Raw genomic sequence first — 25,899 nt, forward strand, 5'->3', positions numbered from 1 at the left:
TGGCAAAAGTGCCTGTTTTCGGGGTTTTGTTACACTTTTAAGATAGTGATAATTACTTAATTATCAAAGAAATAAATCAACTTCTGAATATCCCTTGATAATATTAAAGCCCTCAATCGAATTGATTAAGGGCTTTTTCTATAATATCTAATTACTAAACGTCTATTAATCTACCAATCTATTTGTCTGGTATTCTAAAGTCTAAGTTATTCGGGTTGATGTTGTGGGCGTAAAAGATCCATAACTGTTTTTACAGGGTTAAAAGTTGTAACCGGTACTTCAACAAAAAAGGTAATCCAGTTAGCCATCGCTCCATTCCATAATCCTGGCAATTCCAATGCTTTTAATGGTTTACCATTCAAGGTCTTCTCTGAAATAAAACCGGTTTGAGGATCCACATAATCCTTTAGATCAAATTTATTTCCTTTAAAATCTTTAATGTAACAAACCAGATCAACCGGATTAAAATGAGTACTGCTTCCAAGAATCTCCTGTTGTTGCTCATTATTAGGATCTATCTGAGCACCTTCAACAATTTGCAAACTATGGGTACCATCAGCCTGTTTCACCCAAAACGGACCACCTCCAGGTTCACCTTCATTTTTTACCATACCACAAACTCTTATAGGACGGTTTAATTTCTCTCTAATATACTTAATCTGATATTCCTGTTCACTACCAATAATTGCAACAGGTACATCAATCTGCAGCTCTTCCTGCAAAAAGGCAAAAGCTATTTCGATACCTTCTTTTTGAACTGCACTATCAGAATTTTCGATTTTTGTTAGAATTTCAAATATTAAATTCTTCTTCTCAATTAATAGACCTGCCAGTACCTTCTTGTATTTAATGGTATCTTCCTGTAATTGTTTAGGAACAACATTGTCAATATTTTTAATGAAGACAACAGTGTTTGGCATTTCATTCAAATTCTCAATCAAAGCACCATGACCACCTGGTCTGAAAACCAATTGCCCGTCTTCATCTCTGAAAGGAGTATTATCAGGATTGGCTGCAACAGTATCGGTACTAGGTTTTTGAAACGAAAAATCAATATCGTAGGTAATACCGTATAAACTTTCGTATTTATCTTTTACAGCCTGCCATAATTGAACAAACTTTTCGTGATGCTCAGGGCTTACAGTATAATGTACTTTACCAGTTTGATCATGCTTTTTACCATAACCAGCCGCTTCTCTTAAATGTTCCTCAAATGGTGTTACCGACCAGTCGTTATCTTTATGAAATTTCAATAAGCCTTTGGGTAAGGAACCATAACTCATACCATCGTCATGAAGCAGATGAAAAATTATCTCAACAGCCATATCTGCCTTACTGGTTTTTTCAGTTGCAGGCAATTCATCGGCAAATGCAAATTTATCCTTCTCTTTTAAAAAGGTTGCATATGGCTCTTTATCAACAAGAAAAGCCTGATCTTCTTCAGATGCCTGTAGAAATTCAAATAAACTCTTAAACATACGCGTAGCTGCCCCCGAAGCTGGTACAAACTTGGCAACATCAAGGCCATCAGCTATTTCATTTTCAAATTGACGAATATATTTTTGACAATTTTCTTCGTCTAAAGCATTAATACCATCCCCAATCGTTGCTGGTTTTGAAAGTTTGGCAAATGGAAATCCTTTTTCAAAATAGGCTAATTGTTTAAGAAGAGAATCTGTACTTATATTTTTTATATCCAGAAGTTTATAATCGCTTTCTGTAAACATGTGTAGATTTTTTTAGCTGTTTATAATAATACAACCACTAAATATAATAAAATGGTTTGTTTTCACATTCTCTTCTTCTTATAAAATATGTTCTTCAAAACACATTATTAGAATATTCGTCTTTTAGATTCTAATGGTCTATTATTCTGTATTTCAATCATTTATAAATTGTTTAACGTAAAAAAAAAATCTATATTCGGCCATCAATAATAATAGAGTATTTACTAAATCATTTTTTATGAAGAAAATCTTCATGTGGGCCATCTGTGCAATGATAGGCATAAACACCTATGCGGAAGGTTACCAGGTTAATCTACAAGGTAATCGTCAGACAGGAATGGGACATACCGGTACCGGACTTCTTATGGGTGCTTCAAGTATGCATTTTAATCCTGGAGCATTAAGCTTTTTAAATGATAAATATGAATTTTCTTTAGGAGGAAGTGCTATTTTTTCTAAAAACACTTTTCAAAAACAAGCTCCATCAGTCTATGAAGCTTATTCTGATAATCCAATGGGTACACCATTGTACTTTTATGGAGCCGCTAAAGTATCTGATAAATTAGCGATTGGTTTATCTGTTACAACACCTTACGGTAATTCTTTAAGCTGGGGAAAAGATTGGGATGGTAGACTTTTGATACAGGACATTTCTTTAAGAGCCATCTTTATTCAACCAACTGTATCTTATCAGCTTACTGAAAAGTTAGGAATAGGAGTGGGCTTTGTTGCAGCCAACGGAAACGTTGATTTGAACAAGGCGTTACCAATTTATGATCAAAATGGTGTAGAAGGTAGTGTAAACTTAACCGGTAATACCTGGGCATATGGATTCAATGCTGGTATTTCGTTTAAAGCAACAGATGCTTTAACTGTAGGACTTGACTATCGTTCCAAAATTTTAATGAAAGTTGATGGGGGAGATGCAACTTTTACAGTACCTGCAGCAGTTTCGGGATTATATCCAAATACCAAATTTAATGCAGAACTTCCTATGCCATCAAACTTGACTTTTGGTATTGGTTATCAATTATCTGAAAAACTGCTTTTAGCTTTCGATTTACAACATGTTGGATGGTCTGCTTATCAATCATTGGATTTTGATTTTGAAGCTGAATCTGTTCCTGATTCTCATAACCAGCGAGATTTTGAAAATACTTTAATTTATCGTGTAGGAGCTCAATATTCATTAGTTGATAACTTCCAGTTAAGAGCCGGTATTTATTATGATTCAACTCCAATACCTGAAGATTTATTGACACCTGAAACACCTGGAACAAATAAAATTGGTATTTCAGCTGGTTTCACATGGAATGTTACTGAAAAACTGGCTGTTGATGGATCGTTACTATACATTCATGGACAAACCCGTGAAGATGGATACGCACCTTCCGATTTCTATGGAACCTATTACACTAATGCAGTAATCCCTGGAATTGGTTTAACCTACTCATTCTAAAAAAGAACAGAAATGAAAAGAAATTATATATCAATAGTATCACTGCTATTTTCAACACTTTTATTATGGCAGTGTGAACCAAAGGTTGATAGTTTTACCCCTAGTGCAGGATCGGCCGATTTTAGTAAATTTATTGCTATTGGCGATTCTTATACCGCAGGTTATACCGATGGAGCCTTAAGTAAATATGGACAAATGAATAGTTATTCTGCTATTCTGGCTAATCAACTTACAACAGTAGGAAGTATGGGTTTTACTCAACCCTTTTTACCTGATGGTAAAAGCATCGGTTCGGCAGGAAATTCAAGTTATTATCTGGTGCCAACTGGAGTCCCTAGTTCACCTGTTATGCCTACTACAGATACCGGTAATTTAGAACTTTTAACTGACCCTAGTACATGGATTAATGGAAACTATCAAAATGTTGGTGTACCAGGAGCTAAATCATTTCATTTACTAGTGCCTGAATATGGAAATCCTACCTTAGGGCAAGGAAATTTTAATCCTTTTTATGCACGTTTTGCATCAAATCCTGGAACATCAACTATGCTTACTGATGCAATGGCAAATGATCCTACATTTTTTTGTTTATGGTTAGCAGGTAATGATGTATTAACATATGCGCTTTCCGGAGGCCAAGGTAATAATGGAGGAACTGAAAACAATGATATTACTGATGCTTCTACTTTTACTTATGCAATTAATTCAATTTTAGCTACATTAACATCTGGTGGAGCTAAAGGTGTTATGGCAAATATTCCGGATATTGAAGCAATACCCCATATAAGTTATATTCAATATAACGCCTTGGTTTTGACAGAAGAACAAGCAACACAGATGAACGTTGCCTATGCCAATTATAATGCAGCAGCTGAAGCATATAGTTTACCAAAAATGAATTTTAAAGCTGGTAATAATGCTTTTGTAATTTCTGATCCAGATTTTCCAATTGCTCAAATACGTCAGGCCAAAGAAGGCGAAAAGATTTTGCTTGGAGCTTTATCTGGAATCCAAGGAGAAGAGAAGTGGGGTAGTGCTAACCCAATACCTGTTAATTATAGATTAACTCTTCAGGCAGTACAAAATATACAATTTGCAATCAATACATTTAATAGTATTCTTGAAGACTTAGCAAGTAAATATGATGTTGCATTTGTTGATGTCAACTCTTTAATGGAAGACCTAAAAGATGGATTAGTAATTGATGGCAACAAATACACCAATACTTTCGTTACCGGTGGTATTTTCTCATTAGATGGTATTCATGCAACGGGTAGAGGATCTGCAATTATTGCAAATTCTTTCATTGAAGCAATCAACGCACAATTCGATGCGCAAGTGCCTGAAGTAAACATCAATGATTATAAAACAGTAGAGTTTCCGTAATTAGCGGACAACCTCAAAATATAAGGAGGGAAAACATTTCCCTCCTTTTTTGTGTTTACACATGGTCAAATATTAAATAGAACAATCACTTGTTTGCATATTGTAATTTCTGCGAGAAAGCGCATAATCCCTGGAAAATAGATAAAGATAAAGTAACCTATTTCGTAACTGATAAGTGGGATGGAAGCTCACGGCCACCCTATAGCGAACTAAATATCAGTATGAATGTAGGCGATTGTGTTGATGATGTTTTATACAATCGGTTACTGGTTGCCCGGCATTCAGGTATTCCAATGAACCGCTTTGTATTTGCCAGTCAGGTGCATGGCGATCATATTGAGATAATAGATGAAGATAGACTGAATAAAAATTCGTATTCAGTAATTAAAGCCAGCGATGGATTAATTACAGCACAGAAAGAATTAGCTCTTGTTGTAATGGCTGCTGATTGCGTTCCGGTTTTACTTTATGATGAAGAAAAAGAAGTTATTGGAGCTTTTCATGCAGGTTGGCGTGGATTAACACAAAATATTATAACCAAGGGTGTTCAAATGATGAATGATCATTTTGACTGTAACTCTAATAATATTAAAGCCTTTATTGGTCCATCCATTGGTCAGTGTTGTTACGAAATAAAAAACAAAGTAATTGAAGCTGTAAAAACATCTGTACCTCATTATGAACAGGCATTAAAAAATACAGATAATAAGGTGTTTTTGGATCTTAAAAAGGCGGTTGAATTACAATTAATAGATGCTAATGTAGAAAGGCAGAAAATTATCAGATCGAAATATTGTACCCAATGTTATTCTGATACTTTTTATTCATATAGGGCTCATTCCGAGACAGGCAGATTTTGTGCATCAATTGCATTAAAGGGTTAGCTATTTATCCTGGATGACTTATATTCGTTAATCATTAAATTTAAGGATGATTTTAGTTCCTGTAATAATGGATGTTCAACATTAAACTTTATAGAATTAATGTTATTGAGAGGCAATACTCGGGGTGAAGTTCCGGTAAGAAACGCGGCATCCATTGTGGATAATTCATCTTTATGTAATGATTTAAACTGTATATTCCAGCCTTTCATTTCAATAATTTCAAGCACCTTCTTTCGTATTACTCCTGGTAAAACAACTTCATCAGGCGCTGTAAAAAACTGTTCATCCTTAATAAAGAACAGGTTACTTCTACTTCCTTCTGTAATATGATCAAGATGATCAACTAAAATAGTTTCATAAACATGTTCTTTTTCAATAATTGAATTTGCCTGACCTCTGACTTTAGAATTAAATATCTTGGCGGTTGGATTCGGTCGTTCTGCCTGCTGGAAACAAGCAACTACACCTTTCTTATATTCCGTCTCACTGGGGTAATGACTGGGCAAAAAATAAGCTTGAAACTCTCTCTCACTATTTGAGTTTATTTTAAAATCAAGCTTAATATTACCATCATCAGAATTGTTGGCAGCAATAAGGGTTTTAATGACTTGTTTTATTTGCGAACTAGTCTTCCATAATTCAATGTTAGCTATATTCGCACTATTTTTTAATCGCTTTAGATGATCTTCAATAAACAGAGGAACAGAATCTTCGACTCGAAAAACTTCATACACACAAACAGAACTGTCACTTGCTTCACTATTAAAGAAGTTCACCGATTTTAAGGTTCTGTTTTTATAAAAATATTGCCCTGAAATGGCTGTGTGCATGATAAAGGTCTCAAAAAAAATTGGAGCTAAAAGTTAGGAAAAAAATCAATATTAACTTCACCTTAGTTGATGTATTTTAATGTTACTCTTTTTGTAATTTCATCAGTATATTTTTTGCACGGTTAATTTCTCCTTTACTACCGTAAGGTAGAATACCCTCCAGTGCCAATTTCAATTCTGGAATTAAATCAGGGTAAGTATCGCATAAATTATAAAGAATTGTCATACAATGGGCTTTAACTGCAATGGGTGTATCTTCAATAGCTAACCACTTAAAACAAACATCCACCAGATGACCATCAGCTATTTTACTTAAATCGTACTGGGATAAAATACGTAAATAATGTCTTTTGATACTTTGATTCTTTTCAGTGATCACTAAACTTGAAATATCCTTTAGGTATGGTTTTATTATGGAAGGATTTACATCATGAATTAGATCAAGCAAATATGCAGATCGCCAGGCTATTTTTTTATCATCTAACCGATTCATTTGCCATAAAATATCAACAATTTCAACCGATTCACACCAATCCTGGGCAAGTAGTTTCATTTTACAGGTTTCCCATTGTGCAATTATTGATTCTTCTATTTCAGTTTGAGATATCATCATTAATTCAACTATTTTAATCAAAGATAACAAACTGCAGAAGGATTAAGAATAGTAATTATTTAATTATCATCTTAATCAATTGTGGCTTGAAAAACGTTACTGTTTTGTATATTCGACAAAAAAAAACCTTATGCTACGAATAATTGCATTTATATCTTTTTTCCTTATACTTATTCCAGCCTTCGGAGCCAGACAACTTTCAGACGATGCAAAAATTTCATTGCTGACATGTGATTCCGGACAAGAATTATATTCGTTATATGGACATAGTGCAATCAGAGTGAAAGATGATAGCAATGCAATTGATCATGTATTCAATTACGGCACTTTTGATTTTAACACTCCAAATTTCTACCTGAAATTTGCAAACGGGAATTTGAAGTATATGCTTTCAACAACCACTTTCAATCGATTTTTAAATGAATATTTTAACGATGAACGGAGTGTTTGGGAACAGGAATTAAACCTGAATCAAACTGAGAAACAAGCACTTTTTGATGCCATTGTGGAAAATTCATTACCTGAAAATAAATTTTATCGATACGATTTTTTCTTTGACAATTGTGCTACCCGAATTCGGGATATTGTTTACCGAAATATAAATGGAGAAATCAGCTATGTTGACACCACACTAAAAACCCAGTCATTCAGGCAGTTTATACATGAATATGAAAATTATACTCCATGGGTTAAAGACGGCCTCGATTTATTGTTAGGATGGAGTACGGATGACATAGCAGATGCAAATAATCAAATGTTTCTACCTGATTATTTGATGCTTTATTTTGGTAAGGCAATAATAACAAAAGAAGGAGAGGAGACCAGAAATCTTGTTAAGGAAATGAGACCGTTGCTACGTTTTGATGTTGAAGAAGAGAATGCTAATTTTCTAACCCCTACATTATTGTTTTGGATAATTCTCTTAATTGGATCTATATTAACATTTTATGAAATTAAAATTCGCAAAAAGCCATTAATCTTTGTGAATCGAATTCTTTTTTTATTGGTTTCTTTGATTGGACTGCTAATTGTATTCCTATGGTTTTTTACCCGACATGGAGTTACCGCAAGTAATTTTAACATCATGTGGGCCAATCCATTATTCTTTTTACTGGCTTTATTGCCTGTTAAACAACTTAAATCAAATGCTTTGAAGATTGTATTATACCTGATAATGATTTCAATGACTTTGCTTTTATTAGGCTGGTTTATAATTCCTCAACACATACCTTCAATGGTGTTTCCCTTAGTATTACTTTTAATCATACGTACAGGATATTTTTATAGCTACATTAACAAGTAGTTAACAAACCTTTTTCTTCTCAAGCTGTTTTCTTCTAAAATTTAATAGATGAAAGCAGCTTTTTTAATTGTAATATTTTACCTGTCTGTTGGATCAGCTTCAAGCGCTCAGTCCATAAGCATACTAAAATCCGACCAATTAATAGAATCTATTAATCAGTCTTCAGACACATTATATGTTGTTAATTTCTGGGCAACCTGGTGTGCACCTTGTGTAGAAGAACTGCACATTTTTAATTCAAAAAAACTCGGTGAGATTTATAAGCCATTAAAGGTTATTTTAGTAAGTCTCGATTTTAAAACGCAGATCGACAGTAAATTAACGCCTTTCCTTTCAAATAGAGACATTCACGAAAAAGTAGTTTGGCTAGACGAAAGAAATCCCAATAGCTGGATTGATAAAATTGATTCCACCTGGAGTGGAGCAATACCAGCCACAAAAGTATATTATTCTGGTTCACAGTTGTTTCATGAAGGAGAATTGACATCTTCAGAATTAGAAAATATGATTCATTCAATAATTAAATAATATATCTATGAAAACAATTTATTTGACTTTACTATTTATTGCATCAAGTTTTTATGCTTTCTCACAAGTTCAGGTGGGAGATAAGGCACCTGATTTTGAACTTCTTAATACAGATGGTAAAACTGTATCATTGAGTGATTTCAAAAAGCAGGATGGAGTAATCGTTATTTTTACCTGTAATCATTGTCCATATGCTAAGTTCTATGAAAAACGAATAATTGATCTTGATAAAAAGTATAAATCACAAAAATACCCTGTTGTTGCCATTAACTCAAATGATTCAACAAACTACAAAACAGATGGTTATTCATTTATGGTTGAAAAAAATTACAAGTTTCCTTATCTGCTCGATAATAAAGGTGTATACGCAAAATATGGAGCAACAAAAACTCCTCACGTATTTTTACTAAAGAAAACAGGTAAAGATTTTGAAATAGCCTACATTGGTTCTATTGATGACAGTCCACAAGATGCCAATGAAGTTAAAGAGAAATACCTTGAATTAGCCATTGAAGCTATTAAAAATGGTGAAAAGCCTAAATACGCTTCAACTAAGGCAATTGGATGTGGTATTAAACCCTTTAAATGAAATAATTAAGTTAAATTTGTTGCATTATTTTTCAGAATTACAAGAAACTACTATTTTTGTTGCAATGTGTAGATTTGAAAATTAATGAGATTATTACTGAAAACGACCATAGCAGTAGTAGTCGGCGCAAGTTTATGGGGGAGTACTGCTTTGTTTTACCCAATGTCTGATTCATTTGGTAGTGATTTTACACCCCCTAAAAATAAACCTACTTCCTTCCATTTAAGTAATTTTTACTCTGACAGTGAGGAGTTTGAATATCTTGAAAAACAAATCAACAGATTTATCCATCGCGAAAACATAGTTGGTGCATCTGTAGCAATTGCAAAAGATGGCCAATTATTATATGCCAAAGGTTTTGGTTATGCCGATAAAGAGTCACATGATTTAGTTCAACCTTACAATTTATTCCGAGTTGCAAGTGTTTCCAAACTGATTACAGCTATTGGTGTAATGAAGCTTTATGAAGCCGGTCAACTTTCGCTTGATGATAAAGTATTTGGGCTAAATGGTATTTTAAACGATACCATTTATTTAAATTATAAAGACAAACGAGTTGAAGATATCACCGTTCGACACCTTCTGGAGCATAGCGGCGGTTGGACAACCCGTTGGGGCGATCAGATGTTTATGCCTACAACAATTGCCAAGAAGTTGAATAAGTCTTTACCAATAAATGAATCTGATATTATCCAATTTGTTTTAGATAAAAGACTCCATTTCACACCTGGACAGTCTTCTTATTATTCCAACCTTGGTTTTATGATTTTAGGTCAGGTAATTGCAAAAGTTTCTGGTCTTGATTATGAGAAATATATACAAACCAATGTGTTGTATCCTTTAGGTATTTATGATATGCAGATTGGTGGCAGTCATAGAAATGAAAGAGCTGAATCAGAAGTCATTTATTACGAACCTGATCTTACCTTTTTTGTTGACGATTATACAGGAACAGGAGAACAAGTATTACGTACATACGGTGGCAATGACATGCACACTTTAGGTGCAGCCGGCGGTTGGATTGCTTCAACAACTGACTTAATGAAATTAATGCTTTCGATAGATGGATTTAATACATTTCCTAATATGTTAAATAGGGAAAGTATTCATATAATGACAACACCTTCTAATCCTGGTTACAGTCCTTTGGGCTGGAGACGAATTACATCTAACAGTTGGGTCAGAACCGGAACATTGGCTGGTACTTCAGCATTATTGGTTCGTCGTGATGATGGTATATCATATGTGTTTTTAACAAATACCGGTAACTGGAAAGGTCCGGCATTGGCATCTGATATAACACGTGTTATGGAGAACGGAATTAAAAAGATTAAAGACTGGCCTGAATACAATTTATTTGAAATGGATCATACCTGGGCATCAAATCGAAAACGTCCACAAGTAATTTATTAATTCTTATAACTGCATTCTTTTAACCATCCTAAGTATCTAATTTTTTTAGTCTGTTTATTTGGCTTTAATTATTGTTAAATAAATTAGATTGAAATTTTGTTTGAATTATTTTAGAACCTTTGAATCAAATCAGCCTTAAAAATCAATTATTAATTTTAAAAGAACTGTTTCAATGATTTCTAAAAAAATAGTAATGTTATTTTTACTGGTTTTATTTATATCAGGATTATTTTCATCTTGTAAATCTTCACAGGCATATCAATGTCCACAATCTTATTACGGATCTTCACACAGATCATTCTAATGCAATAGAAATTAAAACCATTGAAATGTTATATCATATCAATGGTTTTATGCTTATATAAGAATAATATCCTTGTCTTATATTTGATAGTATATGTTAAATTGAAAAACGTTAACTATCAATTTTTCAGGATGATATCAATTTTAAGAGGTGCTTTCATTCCAAGTCGTACACGGTTTGGAATGGTTCAAACTTAATAAAAATATTTAATCCACAAAAAAAAGCTACCCAGAACAGGCAGCTTTTAAATATTGAATAGTAATAAAAAAGAGACTTTTTAATATCTGTAAGCTTTCCAGCCTATTATCTGAATCGACTGCGGAATACTATTATTTACGAGAGGCATCACAGCACCAGCACCCAATGACATGGTAGCCCTAAACCAGTTACCGACGTACCCTTTTATTTCAGCAACAGTACTTGCATTTTGGGAAGGTTGATCTAATTGCCGTACACCATCCAATTCAGCAGTAAAATAAGGATAATACGGTATTTCTTCTTCATCACTATCAAACCAGAAACCGCCATTGACCTTAATTGATTGTGCGAAGATTATTTCTGAATAATCCAACCTATCACCAATATCAATATAACTATTACCACCATCAGCAATAAACTCCGCTTTATAGTAATAAGGTTCAATTAGTACTCTATCAGTATTAAGTATCTTTTTTGCCATACTCTCAAACTGACCTTTTGACATTATAGTAATGTCAAAGTCCAAATTATTAATCATTTCCATTTCTTCATTTTTTGGAGTTAAACATTCTTTTGTACAGCCATTCAAGACCGAACCAGACAACCCGAACAAGAACAACAATAACCAGATTCTTAAATTCGGCAATCGCTTGAATAATTGTTTCATCACTTATTTTTGTTATTATTGCAACATATCCGAAATACTCGGACATGAATGCAAATAGTTTAATTATTAAAGGTTTTAACATGTTACTATCAATTTTATTACAAACCCAAACCATAGAAGGAACTGAAATTGGATTAATAAGAACATTCTTAATTCTTAGTTTAATTCCTTTATTTATTGGTTTTAGGTTAGGAGTTCGTTACATTAAATGGAAATCAAAACGTGATATTGAGTCCTGATTTATTCCAAATATTTCTCATTTTTATCAAATCTTTACCGCTTAATTCTTTAGCAAACCAACCGAATAAATCCAATGAATTCATTGCAAATGAAGCACCCCCAAAGGCATAGGATTTATTTCCAAAAGCTTCATAAACTTTGACCAGTTCAAATCCGTCTAAATTTCCCAAAGCGTTAAACATCGCTTTTTCATCTGTACCCCAATTTTGCATTGATGAATACAAAATATCACTGATAGATTTATACACGTCCACATTACCGAAACCGCTTATTTTAGTCATCCATTTCTTAAATGGAATAAAAAAAAGCAATGGCAGCAATAGAAGCCACCACCACTTTTTAAGCACCTCTTTAAATCTTATTCCACGCATCCTTGTATAGTTCATAATCACAATCAAATTGAGATTCTATTTTACACATAGCAGCTACAATAGGGTAGAATGTATCTTTTTCCCATTCAATAACAGCATCACGAGGAATGCCTGACTTTTCAGAAACATATTGAATGTAGCTTTCCGTATCATTCTCCGATTCAGGAGCCCATACACTAATAATTTTCTCAATTGTCTGATTACCTCTCTCAAACCAAGTACGCATATTTCTCAAACCAGCACGAAGCCCCCAAACCATTGAATCAAATTCCTCAAAAGCTGAATCAAAATCCTTTCCGCTTTCATGCTTCCAATCAATGTTTGTTTGTCGCAAATTCAGAGGGTTATTGTTCTTTATTCCTCTTGTTTGATCACTTCCAAAGTTTGGTGTTTGCACCGCAACTTTTTTTCTTTTGACAATAGCCATATAAATAAAAGGTATTGTGCAAAGGGTGATTATTGCAATCACCCAAAGCAAGATTTTATTACTCTTTTTCATTGTTTTTCTCCTTTTCATCGAGAATTAACTTTGCGGCATCAATAGCAGCGTCAATGGCTCGGACTACTTTTGTAATAAGCTTGATCTTATCAAGTACATTACTAAGTTTCTTTAGCCAATTCATACTATCTACGCTTTAAGAATGACCCGAAAAACCCACCGTTAGGTGCTTTAGGATTCGCAACCATATTTAAATCTGGAATCGTTAGAATTCCTTTTGTTAGGTTGTATTGTCCTACATGCCAAACGGTTTGAATACCTGAAGTGACTTTCACCATCCAAGTTTCATAATTTGGATTTTTACCTTTCGACTTCTTCTTATGTGGTGAAGCAATAAAAGAGATGAAACCACGAGAACGGCTCTTATTCCAGCCAGTAATTACAGGCGCACCGTTTTTAGCATTTGGATTGTACTTACACCCAGACTTTTTGCGAGGTCTCGAATGATATTGAGGTCGAAAACCTCTAGCAACATATGATTGACCGTTATAGCCTTGATTAAATCCTTGCGGTAAATAACCATTAGGCATTTGATAATAATTTGGCATGATTAACGTCTCCTTTTTCTACGGTTTGACTTAGGTTTCAAAAAATACACAAGTGCAACAACAACACCCAGAGGAAGAACAGCAAACAAAAGCAACTTTTTCCAATTCATTTTTACCCAGTTAACAAGCTTTTGCCAATAAACTTTCACTTTATCCATTAAACTACCTGTAGAAGTAGAAGCATTTGCAGTAGTGTAAGGCTCTGAAATATTCATAGTTGCAGCACTTGAAAGTGCTTGCTTTGTTGTTTGATTAGTATTGATTGGTTTTTCAGCAATTCCCTCGGCAGCAGCTTTGACACCTGTAACAATTGAGTTTACCAACTCTGTTTTTGGCTCTATTCCTGCTTTTTGTAATGTTGTTACAACCTTATCAACTTTGACAACGCCCTCACTCACAACTTTTGAAACCATTGCACCCGCTTTGGTTTTACCAATTGACTTAGTTAAAGCTGTAATACCAGCACCAGCAAGTGGACCACCAACAGCAGTAGCAGCGACACCCAGAATGGTTTTACCAATACCAGATGTGGCGATTTTCTTTGCAAAACGCCCCACACCTTTAACAGCACCGCCAATGGCTTTTCCTATTTTCTTAAAGAATGACATAAATAACTCCTTTCTTTTTTAGTATTGACCAGACTCTTAAGCCTGATCAATGAAGATTAATTCATAAGAGTTTCCAGCACTCTTTTCAATTTTCACGGTTTCAACGTCTGCAATAGCAACCAAAGCCATAGTTTTAAAACCATAGAAAGCAACTTCACCAGCACCAGTATCCTGTACAGCGCATAAGTCGTTTTCTTTTTCCATTTTGGCCATTAATTCAGTAGGGGTATAGGTTACTGATTGACCGTTAGTTTTAATCAGTTCGATTTTCACCAAGTCTGTAAGAGGAAAAGCCCCCAATTCTTTGTCAGCAACTCCATATTCCTTTAAAGTTTCATCACTGTTAATAGTGATTGGATGGTAAACGATAACACGTTCAACAATCTCACCGTCTTCCATTCCGTAAACCTCGTAACTTTTAGCAGCATCCAAAGAAGATAAATCCACTTCCAAATAACGCTGATCAGATAAAGCAGCAGCCCCATCCATACCCACGGCAATAATTCCACGGCTTCCAGTGTTTTTATCTATGAACAATCCTTCACCTTGCGAAGCAACTTCGAAAAGCTTTTCACACAACATACGCGGAGATACTTGCTCATGTGTACCTTTTGCACCAGAAACGCGAGAAATTTCCACCTTTTCACCGTTCCAGTTGCCATTTTTAGTGATTACAACCTCGGAAACAGGTTTGTAAATTCTGACTTTGCGGTCTGTTTTACCGCTAATAGTTTCAATTTTCATTAGTCGATTATTTAAAATGTTTTGTTTAAATCGACTTCAAAAAAAAAGCACCCAGAAAGGGCGCTTATCTATTACTTTTTACATCTATTTATAAATATCTATTTTTTACTATTTTTTAGCCTGTATTATTCATCCGCATTAAATTAATGGCTTGCTTACACTCATCTAGTGTTAAACCTTCATATTTTGCCAAATGAGCTAACAAAACACGTCCTTTTGAATGTAGATTTAAACCTCTTTTAATTTCATTTATACGACAACCAGCCGTAACATAGGAGCATCCATAGAAAACCTGTATATCTTTTCGAGTTAATTCCATTTTTAAAATGAACTTTTAAAGTGAACTTATTAAATTGAACTTTTTAGATTTATAAGGGGAAAAGGATTTAATATAAAGCACGATACAATAACATTTCTAAATCCTGCTTTTCGTTGATCACTTCGCCAGTATCATAGTTCAAAGCTGTTATAAAAACACTATGAATATTATTATCCTTATCAACAAATTGCCTTATTATTCTTAAAGCTTGTTGCATACCTTTTATTTTAAAGGTGAATAGCTTATTTACATAGAAACCCTGTAAACTAGCATAGAATTGAATCTTAGTAGCTTCATACATAGTTAGAATAGTTTTAATTGTTCGTTTATAGTTTGTATTTCTTTTCCAGAATCATTAGTATTAGAATGATTATCAATATCAATACGTACATTTTCAAATAGTTTTTGTTGTTTATTATGGTTGAATATTTCATCACAATGCTGATCAAATTCATTAGGAATCGTTTTAAATCCTTTGTACTTCAATTGATCTATAGGCACACCCAACATGATAGCATGATCACCCTCATATATCTTTTTTGTTTGTTGATACATGGATAGCATTTGAGAAAATTCATCTATGTAGGTTGTATCGTCAGCAGAAACCAAAAGCAAATTTTTCATTTTAGACACAGCCTGAGAAGAAAACCAGATACGGCCATCGACACTTAATTTATCTTTATCAGACATTTTATGACCTTTAGACATATATTTACTGATATATGCAGCAACATTACCAACCTTTTTTAAGGATTCAATATCAACTGAATTCGGTTGCATCCAATTAGTTTCGACACCTTTTTTGTAAGCCCTTTTTATTTCCTTTTCCAATGAATCGGATAGTTTACCTTTATATCTTTTCTCTTGTTGTCTGATCTTTTTATACTCGGTAAATGTCAAATCCTTAAAACGCTTATGATATTCATAGACATAGCCAAGTTTATTAGTAACATTATTCCAGATCTCCAATATTTCATAATAGGGTAGAAACTTATCTGTTAATAAATGAATATGAAAATCACCTTTTTGTTGCTTTTCTGCCTTCCAGATATATTTTGTAACTCCGTAATCTTGTCTGATCTTAGTCAAAAAATGATTTAGTAGTTTTTCTTTAATTTCCTTGTCATCGTGCTTTTGTTCTGATGGGAGAGTAAGAGTCAAAAAAGTTATCTTTTCCTTACCTTTTCCAGTATTCACTATCCTTTTATCAACTGAATACAAAAACCAATATACCGCCCGAGTTATAGCCTTTTGACCTTTTTTAGAAATGAATCCTTTTTCTTTATTCTCACATTCTGGTTTTACTCCTTTATTCCACGTTTTAAAATTTCCGTTTAAATCCATTATTCGAGTATACGCAGTAACAGAAGTAGGAGAAACCGATAAACAAGGCATCTTTATAAGTCCGTTTTCTAATATCGTTGGTTCTAAGTTCATTATATACGTTTTTTTGAGTTGTGGGCGTATTGACAAGCCAACCAAAAAGGGGTGTGAAACCCCTTTTTAATTCAATTCACGTATAGAAAAACGTTTTGTAAGAGTTAAATACAAATTACTTCTATCACGTGTATACAATTCTTTCAAAACTGATTCTACATTATTCTTATCAATAGAATAAAACTGTTTATTATCATCAATTTTAACCTCAAATTCCTGTTTTTCAACAACTTTTAATAATTTCTGAAGTATTATTAATAATGCTTTGTATCTCATACTTTTTAGTCTTTTATTACTTATCAAAATTATTTCTATATTTGAATGATATTTAATTAACAGTCTCCCAAAAATGGTAAGTCGTATATCCATGATATACGGCTTTTTTTTTCACACTACTTTAGACATTGATATATTAACTATATCCATAAACCTAGAATGCTGCCCAGTACGAGCAGCTTTATTTAGTTCATATTCATTAAGATTACGTTCTATGAGATTAATTTCTGATTGAAGATTAATCAACTCATATTTAAGTGTGGTAAGCTTTTGTCGATCTGCTAATCTGTTCAATTCAAAACATGAATTTCTAAGAGCAGTAACACAGTAGTAAAAAGCTGCGAAAACGATAAAATTACCGTTCTCAGATTGAGCCATCCAAAAGGATTTATTCAATGACTCTGGAATACGTTGAAGAAATTCGATTAAGTTTCGTTCTGCTTGGTAGATATCCGCAGAGCGTTTGCCAGAATTAGGAACAAATAAAAGAAAGTTATTACGGTAGCATACAAACACATTTGTATAAATGTGATTAATAAAAGAAAGTTGTTCCGTAAGGAATTGAGATGTTTTTCTAAGAAATGATTGTGCATTTTTTTCAGAATTAAAAAGGTATTCATAGCCGTTACCAAGTTTAACCAAATAGCCGTCCAAAGCTTTTTCATAATTTTTGATAACTATTTTTTTCATACTGGCGTTAATTGCACTTAAAGTTCAACGTAACACCTCTTTTTAATTCTTATATCCTTGTCCTATATTTGATATTATGTTATTTTTATATCAAAATAAACCTAACTTGTTTTAGTAAATAAAAAAAGCCAGGCTACTAACCTGGCTTTTAACAATATCATAAGAATAAGTTATTGTCCTAAAGATTCTAATTTATCTTTGACTTCATTATACTTATCCATCATTTCAAAACGATAGTATAATCCTTTTAAAGTTTCTAAAACAGCAGCTTCATTAGGATTAACTTCCATTGCTTTTTCCATATAAGGTAAAGCTTCTTTCCAGTAATCATTAGCAACTTTTAATGCAGCTTCGTATTCTTTTGTAGTAGTTTTATCATTAGCAACATTTTGCTGTTCAACACCTTTGTTGTAATAAATTACTCCAATATTATACAATGCATTAAAATAATTTGGATCAATTTCCAAACTCTTACTATAATCAGCGATTGCTTTTTCTGTATCAGATTTTTCGTATAAAACACCTCGAGCATAATAGAATGTCGCATTGTTTTGATCGCCTTCAATAGCTTTATTCAGATATTCTAAAGCCTCAACATTTTGCTTGCTGTCAAGATAATACTGAATAAGAGTAGTTAAAATTCTGTTATCCTCAGGATAAGATTCAAAACCTTTTTTAAGGTTAGCACCCATTTTTAGAGAATCTCCAGTTGTTTGATAAACCTGGTTCAGTAACAATACAGCATCACCACCCCCGTATTTAAGGTCAATTGATTTATTGAAATATTCCTCTGATTTCTCCCAGTTTTCAGCATTATAAGCAGCTAAAGCACAGTTATATACAATAGCTGTATCAATACCTTCTTCCATCATTGGAAATGCATTAACATTTAATACACTTTCGAATGCAAATAAAGCTGCATCAAAATTATTGGAATTAAATCCATCAATACCAGCATTGGTTAAATCAGGTTTGAACATAGTTAAGGCAAGCTTAATTTCTTTTTCAAATTTGCCAATACCTTTACCTTTTGCATCACCTTTCTGATCCAATTCAATTGCTTTTTCGTAAAAACCAACAGCCTTTTTCATATCCTCGATATCCTTACTTTTCTTGTATTGCTCAGTATATACTTTTGCAGCTACAATATAAGTTTTAGGCCAGCTTATTGATTTTTCATTCTCTAAGGCAGCATCTATAGCTTCTTTAGCCTTGTCTAAATCGTTTGTAGTCAGGAATTGTGAAGCGGCAGCAACTTTACCCTTTTGGGCAAATGCCGTTGTAATACCTAATACTAACAATGTCAATAGCGCGACTCTTTTCATTTCAAAAAGTTTTAGTTTATTGTCTATAATAGTAATTGTAAAGTACTAATTTATTCGTTTGTTTCTTCATTTTCAGAAGTTTCCACATCAGGAGTTTCTCCTTCCAACATTTCATCTTCCTCTAATTTGGCATCTTCCATCTCCTCAGCATTTACTTTAGCAACCGATGCTATTTCGTCTTGCTTTTTCGACAGATTGATTAATCTAACACCTTGTGTTGCCCTACCGGTTACCCTCATATCTTTTACCGACAGACGAATAGCAATACCTGAACGATTAATAATCATCAAATCATTCTCGTCTGTTACGTTTTTAATAGTAATAAGTTCACCTGTTTTATCCGTAATTTTCATGGCTTTTACACCTTTTCCACCACGGTTTGTCACTCGGTATTCTTCAGTTTTGGAACGTTTTCCAAAGCCTTTTTCAGAAACGACAAGGATATCCTCTGCTTCCATATCAGCTACACATATCATGCCAACCACTTCGTCATGCTCTGAACCCAGCGTGATTCCTCGCACTCCGGCTCCTGTTCGACCGATACATCTTACCTGTGTTTCGTTAAATCGGATAGCTCTACCCGAACGAGTTGCCATTAAAATTTCAGTGGTTCCTGATGTTAAACGAGCTTGCAATAATTCATCATTATCTTTAATGGTAATTGCATTAACCCCATTAACACGTGGACGAGAATAATCTTTAAGCAACGATTTTTTTACGATACCTTTTTTGGTACCCATGATGATATAGTGAGAGTTTACATACTCTTCCTCATTCAGTTTCTTAACTTTAATGAATGCTTTAACTTTATCATCCGGATCGATATTCAATAAGTTTTGAATCGCTCTTCCTTTGGAAGTTTTAGTACCTTCAGGAATTTCGTAAACTTTTAACCAGAAACATCTTCCTTTTTTAGTGAAGAACATCATGGTATTATGCATCGAAGCAGGATACATATGCTCAATAAAGTCTTCATCACGTGTTGTAGATCCTTTAGAACCTACTCCTCCTCTATTCTGAGTTTTAAATTCAGCTAATGGAGTACGTTTAATGTATCCAAGATGAGAAATAGTAATAATCATCTCATCATCTGCATAGAAGTCTTCAGGATTAAATTCTTCTGAACTGTAAACGATATCAGTTCTGCGATCGTCACCATATTTATTGTTAACTTCTTCTAATTCTTCTTTAATGATATCCATTCTCATTTGGAAGTTTTCAAGTATTTCTTTCAAATGAGCAATTTCCTTCATCAATTCTTCATACTCAGCACGTAACTTATCCTGTTCCAGTCCGGTTAGCTGACGCAAACGCATATCCACAATGGCACGAGCCTGAATATCAGTTAATTCAAATCGTTCCATTAATGTTTCACGAGCTTCGTCTGGAGTTTGTGCAGCACGAATAATCTTGATTACTTCATCGATATTATCGCTGGCAATAATCAAACCTTCCAGGATATGTGCACGTTTCTCAGCCTGTTCCAATTCATATTGGGTACGACGAGTTACCACATCATGGCGATGCTCAACAAATGCCTGGATCAAACCTTTCAGATTCAAAAGCTGAGGACGACCGTTAACCAGTGCAATATTATTAACACCAAAAGATGACTGTAATGCAGTATACTTATACAAATGATTAAGCACTACATTGGCAATGGCATCTTTTTTCAAGTCAATAACGATACGCATTCCCTGACGGTCTGACTCATCATTAACATTTGAAATACCTTCAATCTTTTTATCGTTAACAAGTTCGGCAATCTTCATGATTAACTCTGCCTTGTTGACCATATATGGTATTTCGCTGATAATAATTTTTTCACGACCGTTGCTTTCTGTCTCTATATCAGACTTGGCACGTATTACAATACGCCCTTTACCGGTATTATAAGCATCTTTAACACCCTGATAACCATAAATGGTACCACCAGTTGGGAAATCAGGTGCTTTAATGATTTCAATTAAATCATCCTGCTCAATTTCATTATTATCAATGTATGCGATTGTTGCATTAATTGTGTCTCTCAAATTATGAGGAGGCATATTGGTTGCCATACCTACAGCAATACCCGAAGCTCCGTTTACTAAAAGATTAGGTATACGGGTAGGCAAAACAGTTGGTTCTTTAATGGTATCATCAAAGTTTAATTGAAAATCAACTGTATTTTTTTCAATATCAACCAACATTTCTTCAGCCAGCCGGTTTAATCGTGCCTCAGTGTAACGCATTGCAGCAGGACTATCACCATCAACTGAACCAAAGTTACCTTGTCCATCAACTAAGGGATAGCGTAATGACCAATCCTGAGCCATACGAACCATCGCATAATAAACTGATGAATCGCCATGAGGGTGAAACTTACCTAATACCTCTCCTACGATTCTGGCGGACTTTTTATAAGGTTTGTTTGATGCTACACCGAGTTCGCTCATACCAAATAAAACACGTCGATGAACAGGTTTCATACCGTCCCGAACATCAGGTAAGGCTCTGGAAACAATTACCGACATCGAATAATCGATGTAGGCCGATTTCATTTCCTCCTCAATGTTTATTTTAATTATTTTCTCTCCTTCAGCCATTTATAATAAACTTTTTAAATATGCTTGAATAATAAAAAATGGCTTTTACGGGCCATTTTTTGAACGGACTAATTTAAGTTTTTTTATCAAGACCAAAAAACGAAAAAACCTACATTTTACTAACAAGTTAATACTGTAGGAGCATTAAAGGATTTATGTTATTTTTGAAAGATAAATCAGAATTGTTTAAATTCAATTCTCAGAATGTAAACAAGACTGTTTATCGGTTGTTAATTAAGAACAGATAATCTTTAGACAATATATGGACTTAAACTTTTCGCCGCGTATAAAAGACGTAATAGCGTACAGCAAAGAAGAAGCCGAAAGGTTAGGCAATCATTTTATTTCGCCTGAACATCTGATGCTAGGTATTCTTCGTGAAGGTCAAGGCAAAGCCATTGAACTTTTACATCAGCTAAATGCCGATACCATGCGTATCAGAAAAGGTATTGAAGATCATTTGAAGGGTGATGAACCAATTCAATCAGATCACCTACCCTTACTTAAATCCACTGAGCGGGTTTTAAAACTTGTTCATCTGGAGGCCAAAGCGCTGAAAAGCGATAAAATTAACACTGGACATTTATTAATCGCTCTATTGAAAGAAAAGAGCAGTGTAATTTGGGAAATTATGGCTGAAGAAAATATTCATTATCAAAAAATTAAGCAAATGCTGGAAAATCAAAAACCGCAAGCTAAAGCAGACTATCCTGAAGATGACGATCAGGAAAGCTCTTTTTCCAGCTCAGGCTCTGGCAGCGAATCATCTAAATCCGGTTCTAAAAGTAACTCTGATACTCCTGTATTGGATAATTTTGGAATCGATATCACCAAAGCTGCTGAAGAAGGGCGATTGGATCCTATTGTAGGTCGTGAAAGAGAAATTGAGCGATTGGCTCAAATTCTAAGCCGAAGAAAAAAGAACAATCCTATTCTTATTGGAGAGCCGGGAGTTGGTAAATCAGCAATTGCCGAAGGTTTAGCATTGCGAATCAATGAAAAAAAGGTTTCGCGCGTTTTATTCGATAAACGTGTTGTTACCCTTGATCTTGCATCTATTGTTGCAGGAACAAAATATCGTGGACAGTTTGAAGAAAGAATGAAAGCGATATTAAACGAAATGAGTCGCAACCCAAACATTATTTTATTTATTGATGAGATTCATACCATTGTTGGTGCAGGTGGAGCAACCGGATCGCTGGATGCTGCCAACATGTTAAAACCTGCATTGGCAAGAGGTGAAATTCAATGTATCGGTGCTACTACCCTAGACGAATATCGCCAGCATATTGAGAAAGATGGTGCTCTGGAAAGACGTTTCCAGAAAGTTATGGTAGAACCAACAAGCATTGACGAAACGATTGAAATCCTTAATAACATTAAGGAAAAGTACGAAGATCATCACAATGTAAATTACGATGCTGAAGCAATTGAGGCATGCGTAAAACTAACCGAACGTTATATTTCGGATCGTCATTTACCTGATAAAGCTATAGATGCATTGGATGAAGCCGGTTCCCGGGTTCATATCTCAAACATTGTTGTTCCAGAGACTATTTTAAAGATTGAAGAACAAATCGAAGAAATAAAGGATAACAAAATTAAAGCTGTTAAGGCTCAGAATTTTGAGTTAGCAGCAAGTTTCCGCGATAAAGAAAAAAGTCTTCAGGATGAGCTGGAAACAGCAAAAAACAAGTGGGAAGAAGAATTAATGCAACATCGTGAAACTGTTGATGCTGAAAAAGTTGCAGAAGTAGTTGCCATGATGACCGGCATTCCTGTTCAACGGGTTGCCCAGGCTGAAGGATTCCGTCTTCTTAAAATGGGTAAAGAATTAAACGGCACTGTCATTGGCCAGGATGACGCAATTGTAAAAATTGTAAAGGCTATTCAACGAAACAGAGCCGGTTTGAAAGATCCTAATCGTCCGATTGGTTCATTTGTATTTTTAGGCCCTACAGGTGTAGGGAAAACGCATCTGGCAAAAGTCTTGGCAAAATATCTGTTTGACACAACAGACGCTTTAATTCGTATCGATATGAGTGAATACATGGAGAAATTCTCTGTATCACGACTGGTTGGAGCACCTCCGGGATATGTTGGTTATGAAGAAGGTGGTCAGTTAACCGAAAAAGTTCGTCGTCGTCCGTATGCAGTAGTATTACTTGATGAGATAGAGAAAGCACATCCTGACGTATTCAATCTTTTGTTACAGGTACTGGATGAAGGTAGATTAACAGACAGTTTGGGACGTAGAGTTGATTTCAAAAACACTATTATCATCATGACTTCCAATATTGGAACACGCGAATTAAAAGACTTCGGACGTGGTGTAGGCTTTACTCCTGGCGGAAAACAAACTGATCAGGATCATGCCAAAGGTGTGATTGAAAAAGCTCTCAAGAAAGCTTTCGCTCCTGAATTTATCAACCGTATCGATGATGTTGTAATTTTCAATAATTTGAAAAAAGAAGATATTCATCAAATTATCGATATTGAGTTAAAAGGTTTGTACGACCGTGTTGAATCTTTAGGTTATAAGTTGGAATTAACAGATAATGCTAAGGATTTTATTGCCAGCAAAGGATACGATGTTCAGTATGGAGCTCGTCCTCTTAAGCGTGCAATTCAAAAATATCTGGAAGATGAAATGGCTGAAGTAATTATTCAGGCTTCTGTATCTGAAGGTGATATTATTAAAGTTGATTTTGATCAAAAAGAGGAAAAAATCTTAACCGAGATTGTTCAGTTAAAAAAAGAAGAAACTAAAGAATAAGTATACGTTCTGAAATTAAAAACCCGCAGTTGAATCAACTGCGGGTTTTTTATTATTTATAGAATTTTATTTACTGTGCACTTACATGGCTGAAATAAAATCCATATGCCAATTGACTTACTCCATTATAAGATCCTTTTGTTGCAATCACAGTTAATGTGTCACCAACTTTAAGACCTTTAGCAGCTATCAATCCTTTTCTGTCATCACCAGTTGCTCCATAAAGCGGGTAACAACCATACATATATATTTCACCAGTACTGTCCTGCAAATAAAGATTACCATATGTATCATTCGTAATCGATGTAATTTCACCAGTTACCATAAAATAAGTACTTGAATCGTCTGATTTAGCAAGTATATCTGCAATAGTTGCTGTAGTCAAAGGAATAGAAAGCTCCAAAACAGCGCCACTTACTTGTGGATTTCCGTTATAAGCAGAACGCATTCCAACAATTGTTATATAATCACCTTCTTTTAAATCATATGACGCAAAATCCTGAACTTTATACACATAGGTTTCACCTGAGAAATCTTTCAGGTATAATTTACCAGATGTAGCATCATCAATAGTTGAAATAACACCTCTTAGTCGATATTGCGTGCTTCCAACCTCAGCAGCAAGAAATTGTGCAATACTTACATCAAGAATTGACCCTTCTTGTGTAATAACTGTTTGAGCAGTATAAAATTTAGTTCCATCAGTGGTACTGAATGTTAGTGTAGTTTCACGATCGCCGGCAGTATTAGCTTCTGCTTTGAATGTTACAACAGCATTTGTTCCAGCTGATTGGATAGATGAAATTGATAACCATGATTTAGCATCATCAGGAATCTCAACAGACACACCTTCGCCTTTACAAGTAAGGTATGCAGTAAATTCTCCACCTTCCAGTGGAAGTTCAGCATTTTTTACCGAATCAACTTTTACAAGAGATTTATTGATAGTGAGAACACTTACGTTTACCAATTCTACAGTACCATTGTATGTAGTTTTTGGTCCTTGAACAGTAATTTCATCACCTACTTCTAATCCCCAGCTTAAAAAGTTCTTTGTTCCACCTTTAGAATCAAGAGTACCATAGATGTAAATAGAACCTGTTTCATCTTCCAAATACCAGTTACCGTAGGTTGTATTGGTAATTGCAGTACAAACACCGGTTACCTGGTAGGTTTTACTATCTGGCCCGTCAATAACCTCCTGACATGTGGCTGATGCAATTGTTGCCAATCCCTGAATAACGTTTATTCTCTGAGTTGCATCCCCACAAACAATTGAAAGCTCGCCTGTTCTGCCATCAATAGCAGATTCAGCCGTAAATGTTAGCGTTGATTCACCAGCACTACCAGAAGTTGAAGAAATAGTCAACCATTCAATATCACTCACTACTACCCAGTTATCGTTTGCTGTTACAGTAATAGCAGTTGAACCACCATCTACAGGGATAGAAACATATGACGATGAAACCTGAATTTCATCAAGCAATGTCACTGTTTCTTCATCATCACAACTTGTCATAAAGGCAAGTACTGTGAAGAATATTGGGAATAAATATCTTAATTTCATGTTATCTATA

At 34.4% G+C, this 25,899-nt stretch carries 26 protein-coding genes; 8 read left to right on the forward strand and 18 right to left on the reverse strand.

Going from position 1 to position 25,899, the window contains the following annotated elements; translation table 11 throughout:
• Positions 1–206 precede the first annotated feature (206 nt).
• A complete protein-coding gene (locus ACRD62_RS14515; protein ID WP_430820829.1) occupies positions 207–1,727 on the reverse strand; it encodes a DUF4301 family protein in 1,521 nt (506 codons plus the stop codon).
• Positions 1,728–1,965: 238 nt separating this feature from the next.
• On the opposite strand from ACRD62_RS14515, the gene ACRD62_RS14520 reads away from it, so the two are divergent.
• The 3 genes from ACRD62_RS14520 to pgeF all read left to right on the forward strand — a co-directional run bounded on the left by ACRD62_RS14520 (position 1,966) and on the right by pgeF (position 5,456).
• A complete protein-coding gene (locus ACRD62_RS14520; RefSeq protein WP_430820830.1) occupies positions 1,966–3,186 on the forward strand; it encodes an OmpP1/FadL family transporter in 1,221 nt (406 codons plus the stop codon).
• Between the two features lie 12 nt (positions 3,187–3,198).
• Positions 3,199–4,572, forward strand: a complete 1,374-nt coding sequence (locus ACRD62_RS14525) for an SGNH/GDSL hydrolase family protein (RefSeq protein ID WP_430820831.1) — start codon at positions 3,199–3,201, stop codon at positions 4,570–4,572.
• Between the two features lie 89 nt (positions 4,573–4,661).
• Entirely contained in the window at positions 4,662–5,456 is a 795-nt protein-coding gene (pgeF, locus tag ACRD62_RS14530; RefSeq protein WP_430820832.1) for a peptidoglycan editing factor PgeF, read from the forward strand.
• On the opposite strand, the gene ACRD62_RS14535 is transcribed toward pgeF, so the two are convergent.
• Positions 5,453–6,286 (reverse strand): aminotransferase class IV, encoded by an 834-nt coding sequence (locus ACRD62_RS14535; RefSeq protein ID WP_430820833.1) that lies wholly within the window; start codon positions 6,284–6,286, stop codon positions 5,453–5,455. The genes pgeF and ACRD62_RS14535 overlap by 4 nt on opposite strands.
• 82 nt (positions 6,287–6,368) lie before the next feature.
• A complete protein-coding gene (locus ACRD62_RS14540; RefSeq protein WP_430820834.1) occupies positions 6,369–6,899 on the reverse strand; it encodes a hypothetical protein in 531 nt (176 codons plus the stop codon).
• A 130-nt stretch (positions 6,900–7,029) separates the two neighbouring features.
• Between ACRD62_RS14540 and ACRD62_RS14545 the strand changes: the two genes are divergently transcribed.
• The 4 genes from ACRD62_RS14545 to ACRD62_RS14560 all read left to right on the forward strand — a co-directional run bounded on the left by ACRD62_RS14545 (position 7,030) and on the right by ACRD62_RS14560 (position 10,732).
• Positions 7,030–8,202, forward strand: coding sequence for an Lnb N-terminal periplasmic domain-containing protein (locus tag ACRD62_RS14545; RefSeq protein ID WP_430820835.1), 1,173 nt, complete (start codon positions 7,030–7,032; stop codon positions 8,200–8,202).
• A gap of 48 nt (positions 8,203–8,250) precedes the next feature.
• Positions 8,251–8,730: a TlpA family protein disulfide reductase gene (locus ACRD62_RS14550; protein WP_430820836.1), complete on the forward strand. Its 480-nt coding sequence runs from the start codon at positions 8,251–8,253 to the stop codon at positions 8,728–8,730.
• A gap of 7 nt (positions 8,731–8,737) precedes the next feature.
• Entirely contained in the window at positions 8,738–9,319 is a 582-nt protein-coding gene (locus tag ACRD62_RS14555) for a thioredoxin family protein (protein WP_430820837.1), read from the forward strand.
• A gap of 84 nt (positions 9,320–9,403) precedes the next feature.
• Positions 9,404–10,732: a serine hydrolase domain-containing protein gene (locus ACRD62_RS14560; RefSeq protein ID WP_430820838.1), complete on the forward strand. Its 1,329-nt coding sequence runs from the start codon at positions 9,404–9,406 to the stop codon at positions 10,730–10,732.
• 581 nt (positions 10,733–11,313) lie between these two features.
• Here the strand turns inward: ACRD62_RS14560 and ACRD62_RS14565 are convergent.
• The 14 genes from ACRD62_RS14565 to gyrA all read right to left on the reverse strand — a co-directional run bounded on the left by ACRD62_RS14565 (position 11,314) and on the right by gyrA (position 21,546).
• A complete protein-coding gene (locus ACRD62_RS14565; protein ID WP_430820839.1) occupies positions 11,314–11,901 on the reverse strand; it encodes a hypothetical protein in 588 nt (195 codons plus the stop codon).
• A 215-nt stretch (positions 11,902–12,116) separates the two neighbouring features.
• Entirely contained in the window at positions 12,117–12,512 is a 396-nt protein-coding gene (locus tag ACRD62_RS14570; protein WP_430820840.1) for a hypothetical protein, read from the reverse strand.
• Positions 12,493–13,029, reverse strand: a complete 537-nt coding sequence (locus ACRD62_RS14575) for a hypothetical protein (protein ID WP_430820841.1) — start codon at positions 13,027–13,029, stop codon at positions 12,493–12,495. The genes ACRD62_RS14570 and ACRD62_RS14575 overlap by 20 nt, the downstream gene beginning before the upstream one ends.
• A complete protein-coding gene (locus tag ACRD62_RS14580) occupies positions 12,998–13,135 on the reverse strand; it encodes a hypothetical protein (RefSeq protein ID WP_430820842.1) in 138 nt (45 codons plus the stop codon). The genes ACRD62_RS14575 and ACRD62_RS14580 overlap by 32 nt, the downstream gene beginning before the upstream one ends.
• Position 13,136: 1 nt before the next feature.
• Entirely contained in the window at positions 13,137–13,559 is a 423-nt protein-coding gene (locus ACRD62_RS14585) for a hypothetical protein (RefSeq protein ID WP_430820843.1), read from the reverse strand.
• A gap of 2 nt (positions 13,560–13,561) precedes the next feature.
• Positions 13,562–14,167, reverse strand: coding sequence for a hypothetical protein (locus tag ACRD62_RS14590; RefSeq protein ID WP_430820844.1), 606 nt, complete (start codon positions 14,165–14,167; stop codon positions 13,562–13,564).
• Positions 14,168–14,203: 36 nt separating this feature from the next.
• Entirely contained in the window at positions 14,204–14,911 is a 708-nt protein-coding gene (locus tag ACRD62_RS14595) for a hypothetical protein (protein ID WP_430820845.1), read from the reverse strand.
• Positions 14,912–15,026: 115 nt separating this feature from the next.
• Positions 15,027–15,230 carry a hypothetical protein gene (locus tag ACRD62_RS14600; RefSeq protein ID WP_430820846.1) on the reverse strand — a complete coding sequence of 68 codons (204 nt, stop codon included), beginning with the start codon at positions 15,228–15,230 and terminating at the stop codon, positions 15,027–15,029.
• 67 nt (positions 15,231–15,297) lie between these two features.
• Positions 15,298–15,531: a hypothetical protein gene (locus tag ACRD62_RS14605; RefSeq protein ID WP_430820847.1), complete on the reverse strand. Its 234-nt coding sequence runs from the start codon at positions 15,529–15,531 to the stop codon at positions 15,298–15,300.
• 2 nt (positions 15,532–15,533) lie between these two features.
• Positions 15,534–16,667 (reverse strand): rolling circle replication-associated protein, encoded by a 1,134-nt coding sequence (locus ACRD62_RS14610; protein WP_430820848.1) that lies wholly within the window; start codon positions 16,665–16,667, stop codon positions 15,534–15,536.
• 66 nt (positions 16,668–16,733) lie between these two features.
• Positions 16,734–16,943, reverse strand: a complete 210-nt coding sequence (locus ACRD62_RS14615) for a hypothetical protein (RefSeq protein ID WP_430820849.1) — start codon at positions 16,941–16,943, stop codon at positions 16,734–16,736.
• 111 nt (positions 16,944–17,054) lie between these two features.
• Complete coding sequence (locus ACRD62_RS14620) at positions 17,055–17,633, reverse strand: hypothetical protein (protein WP_430820850.1); 579 nt, start codon at positions 17,631–17,633, stop codon at positions 17,055–17,057.
• 170 nt (positions 17,634–17,803) lie between these two features.
• Positions 17,804–18,958, reverse strand: coding sequence for a tetratricopeptide repeat protein (locus ACRD62_RS14625; protein WP_430820851.1), 1,155 nt, complete (start codon positions 18,956–18,958; stop codon positions 17,804–17,806).
• Between the two features lie 50 nt (positions 18,959–19,008).
• Positions 19,009–21,546, reverse strand: coding sequence for a DNA gyrase subunit A (gene gyrA, locus ACRD62_RS14630; RefSeq protein WP_430820852.1), 2,538 nt, complete (start codon positions 21,544–21,546; stop codon positions 19,009–19,011).
• A 262-nt stretch (positions 21,547–21,808) separates the two neighbouring features.
• Here gyrA and ACRD62_RS14635 point away from each other — a divergent pair, with 262 nt between their 5' ends.
• A complete protein-coding gene (locus ACRD62_RS14635; RefSeq protein ID WP_430820853.1) occupies positions 21,809–24,322 on the forward strand; it encodes an ATP-dependent Clp protease ATP-binding subunit in 2,514 nt (837 codons plus the stop codon).
• 70 nt (positions 24,323–24,392) lie between these two features.
• On the opposite strand, the gene ACRD62_RS14640 is transcribed toward ACRD62_RS14635, so the two are convergent.
• Positions 24,393–25,889 carry a BACON domain-containing protein gene (locus ACRD62_RS14640; protein WP_430820854.1) on the reverse strand — a complete coding sequence of 499 codons (1,497 nt, stop codon included), beginning with the start codon at positions 25,887–25,889 and terminating at the stop codon, positions 24,393–24,395.
• Between the last annotated feature and the right edge of the window lie 10 nt (positions 25,890–25,899).

Source organism: Carboxylicivirga caseinilyticus, assembly GCF_050589785.1.
In the GTDB taxonomy this organism is placed as follows: Bacteria; Bacteroidota; Bacteroidia; order Bacteroidales; family Marinilabiliaceae; genus Carboxylicivirga; species Carboxylicivirga caseinilyticus.

What these genes read in the sequence shown, in the direction of transcription:
- ACRD62_RS14635 (WP_430820853.1), top strand. Translation starts at nt 21,809, where the DNA reads ATGGACTTAAACTTTTCGCCGCGTATAAAAGACGTAATAGCGTACAGC.
- ACRD62_RS14590 (WP_430820844.1), bottom strand. Translation starts at nt 14,167, where the DNA reads ATGTCATTCTTTAAGAAAATAGGAAAAGCCATTGGCGGTGCTGTTAAA.
- ACRD62_RS14615 (WP_430820849.1), bottom strand. Translation starts at nt 16,943, where the DNA reads ATGAGATACAAAGCATTATTAATAATACTTCAGAAATTATTAAAAGTT.
- ACRD62_RS14600 (WP_430820846.1), bottom strand. Translation starts at nt 15,230, where the DNA reads ATGGAATTAACTCGAAAAGATATACAGGTTTTCTATGGATGCTCCTAT.
- ACRD62_RS14555 (WP_430820837.1), top strand. Translation starts at nt 8,738, where the DNA reads ATGAAAACAATTTATTTGACTTTACTATTTATTGCATCAAGTTTTTAT.
- ACRD62_RS14540 (WP_430820834.1), bottom strand. Translation starts at nt 6,899, where the DNA reads ATGATGATATCTCAAACTGAAATAGAAGAATCAATAATTGCACAATGG.
- ACRD62_RS14585 (WP_430820843.1), bottom strand. Translation starts at nt 13,559, where the DNA reads ATGCCAAATTATTATCAAATGCCTAATGGTTATTTACCGCAAGGATTT.
- ACRD62_RS14565 (WP_430820839.1), bottom strand. Translation starts at nt 11,901, where the DNA reads ATGAAACAATTATTCAAGCGATTGCCGAATTTAAGAATCTGGTTATTG.
- ACRD62_RS14550 (WP_430820836.1), top strand. Translation starts at nt 8,251, where the DNA reads ATGAAAGCAGCTTTTTTAATTGTAATATTTTACCTGTCTGTTGGATCA.
- ACRD62_RS14610 (WP_430820848.1), bottom strand. Translation starts at nt 16,667, where the DNA reads ATGAACTTAGAACCAACGATATTAGAAAACGGACTTATAAAGATGCCT.
- ACRD62_RS14575 (WP_430820841.1), bottom strand. Translation starts at nt 13,029, where the DNA reads ATGAAAAGGAGAAAAACAATGAAAAAGAGTAATAAAATCTTGCTTTGG.
- ACRD62_RS14580 (WP_430820842.1), bottom strand. Translation starts at nt 13,135, where the DNA reads ATGAATTGGCTAAAGAAACTTAGTAATGTACTTGATAAGATCAAGCTT.
- ACRD62_RS14620 (WP_430820850.1), bottom strand. Translation starts at nt 17,633, where the DNA reads ATGAAAAAAATAGTTATCAAAAATTATGAAAAAGCTTTGGACGGCTAT.
- ACRD62_RS14520 (WP_430820830.1), top strand. Translation starts at nt 1,966, where the DNA reads ATGAAGAAAATCTTCATGTGGGCCATCTGTGCAATGATAGGCATAAAC.
- gyrA (WP_430820852.1), bottom strand. Translation starts at nt 21,546, where the DNA reads ATGGCTGAAGGAGAGAAAATAATTAAAATAAACATTGAGGAGGAAATG.
- ACRD62_RS14545 (WP_430820835.1), top strand. Translation starts at nt 7,030, where the DNA reads ATGCTACGAATAATTGCATTTATATCTTTTTTCCTTATACTTATTCCA.
- ACRD62_RS14515 (WP_430820829.1), bottom strand. Translation starts at nt 1,727, where the DNA reads ATGTTTACAGAAAGCGATTATAAACTTCTGGATATAAAAAATATAAGT.
- ACRD62_RS14595 (WP_430820845.1), bottom strand. Translation starts at nt 14,911, where the DNA reads ATGAAAATTGAAACTATTAGCGGTAAAACAGACCGCAAAGTCAGAATT.
- ACRD62_RS14525 (WP_430820831.1), top strand. Translation starts at nt 3,199, where the DNA reads ATGAAAAGAAATTATATATCAATAGTATCACTGCTATTTTCAACACTT.
- ACRD62_RS14535 (WP_430820833.1), bottom strand. Translation starts at nt 6,286, where the DNA reads ATGCACACAGCCATTTCAGGGCAATATTTTTATAAAAACAGAACCTTA.
- ACRD62_RS14640 (WP_430820854.1), bottom strand. Translation starts at nt 25,889, where the DNA reads ATGAAATTAAGATATTTATTCCCAATATTCTTCACAGTACTTGCCTTT.
- ACRD62_RS14625 (WP_430820851.1), bottom strand. Translation starts at nt 18,958, where the DNA reads ATGAAAAGAGTCGCGCTATTGACATTGTTAGTATTAGGTATTACAACG.
- ACRD62_RS14570 (WP_430820840.1), bottom strand. Translation starts at nt 12,512, where the DNA reads ATGCGTGGAATAAGATTTAAAGAGGTGCTTAAAAAGTGGTGGTGGCTT.
- ACRD62_RS14605 (WP_430820847.1), bottom strand. Translation starts at nt 15,531, where the DNA reads ATGTATGAAGCTACTAAGATTCAATTCTATGCTAGTTTACAGGGTTTC.
- ACRD62_RS14560 (WP_430820838.1), top strand. Translation starts at nt 9,404, where the DNA reads ATGAGATTATTACTGAAAACGACCATAGCAGTAGTAGTCGGCGCAAGT.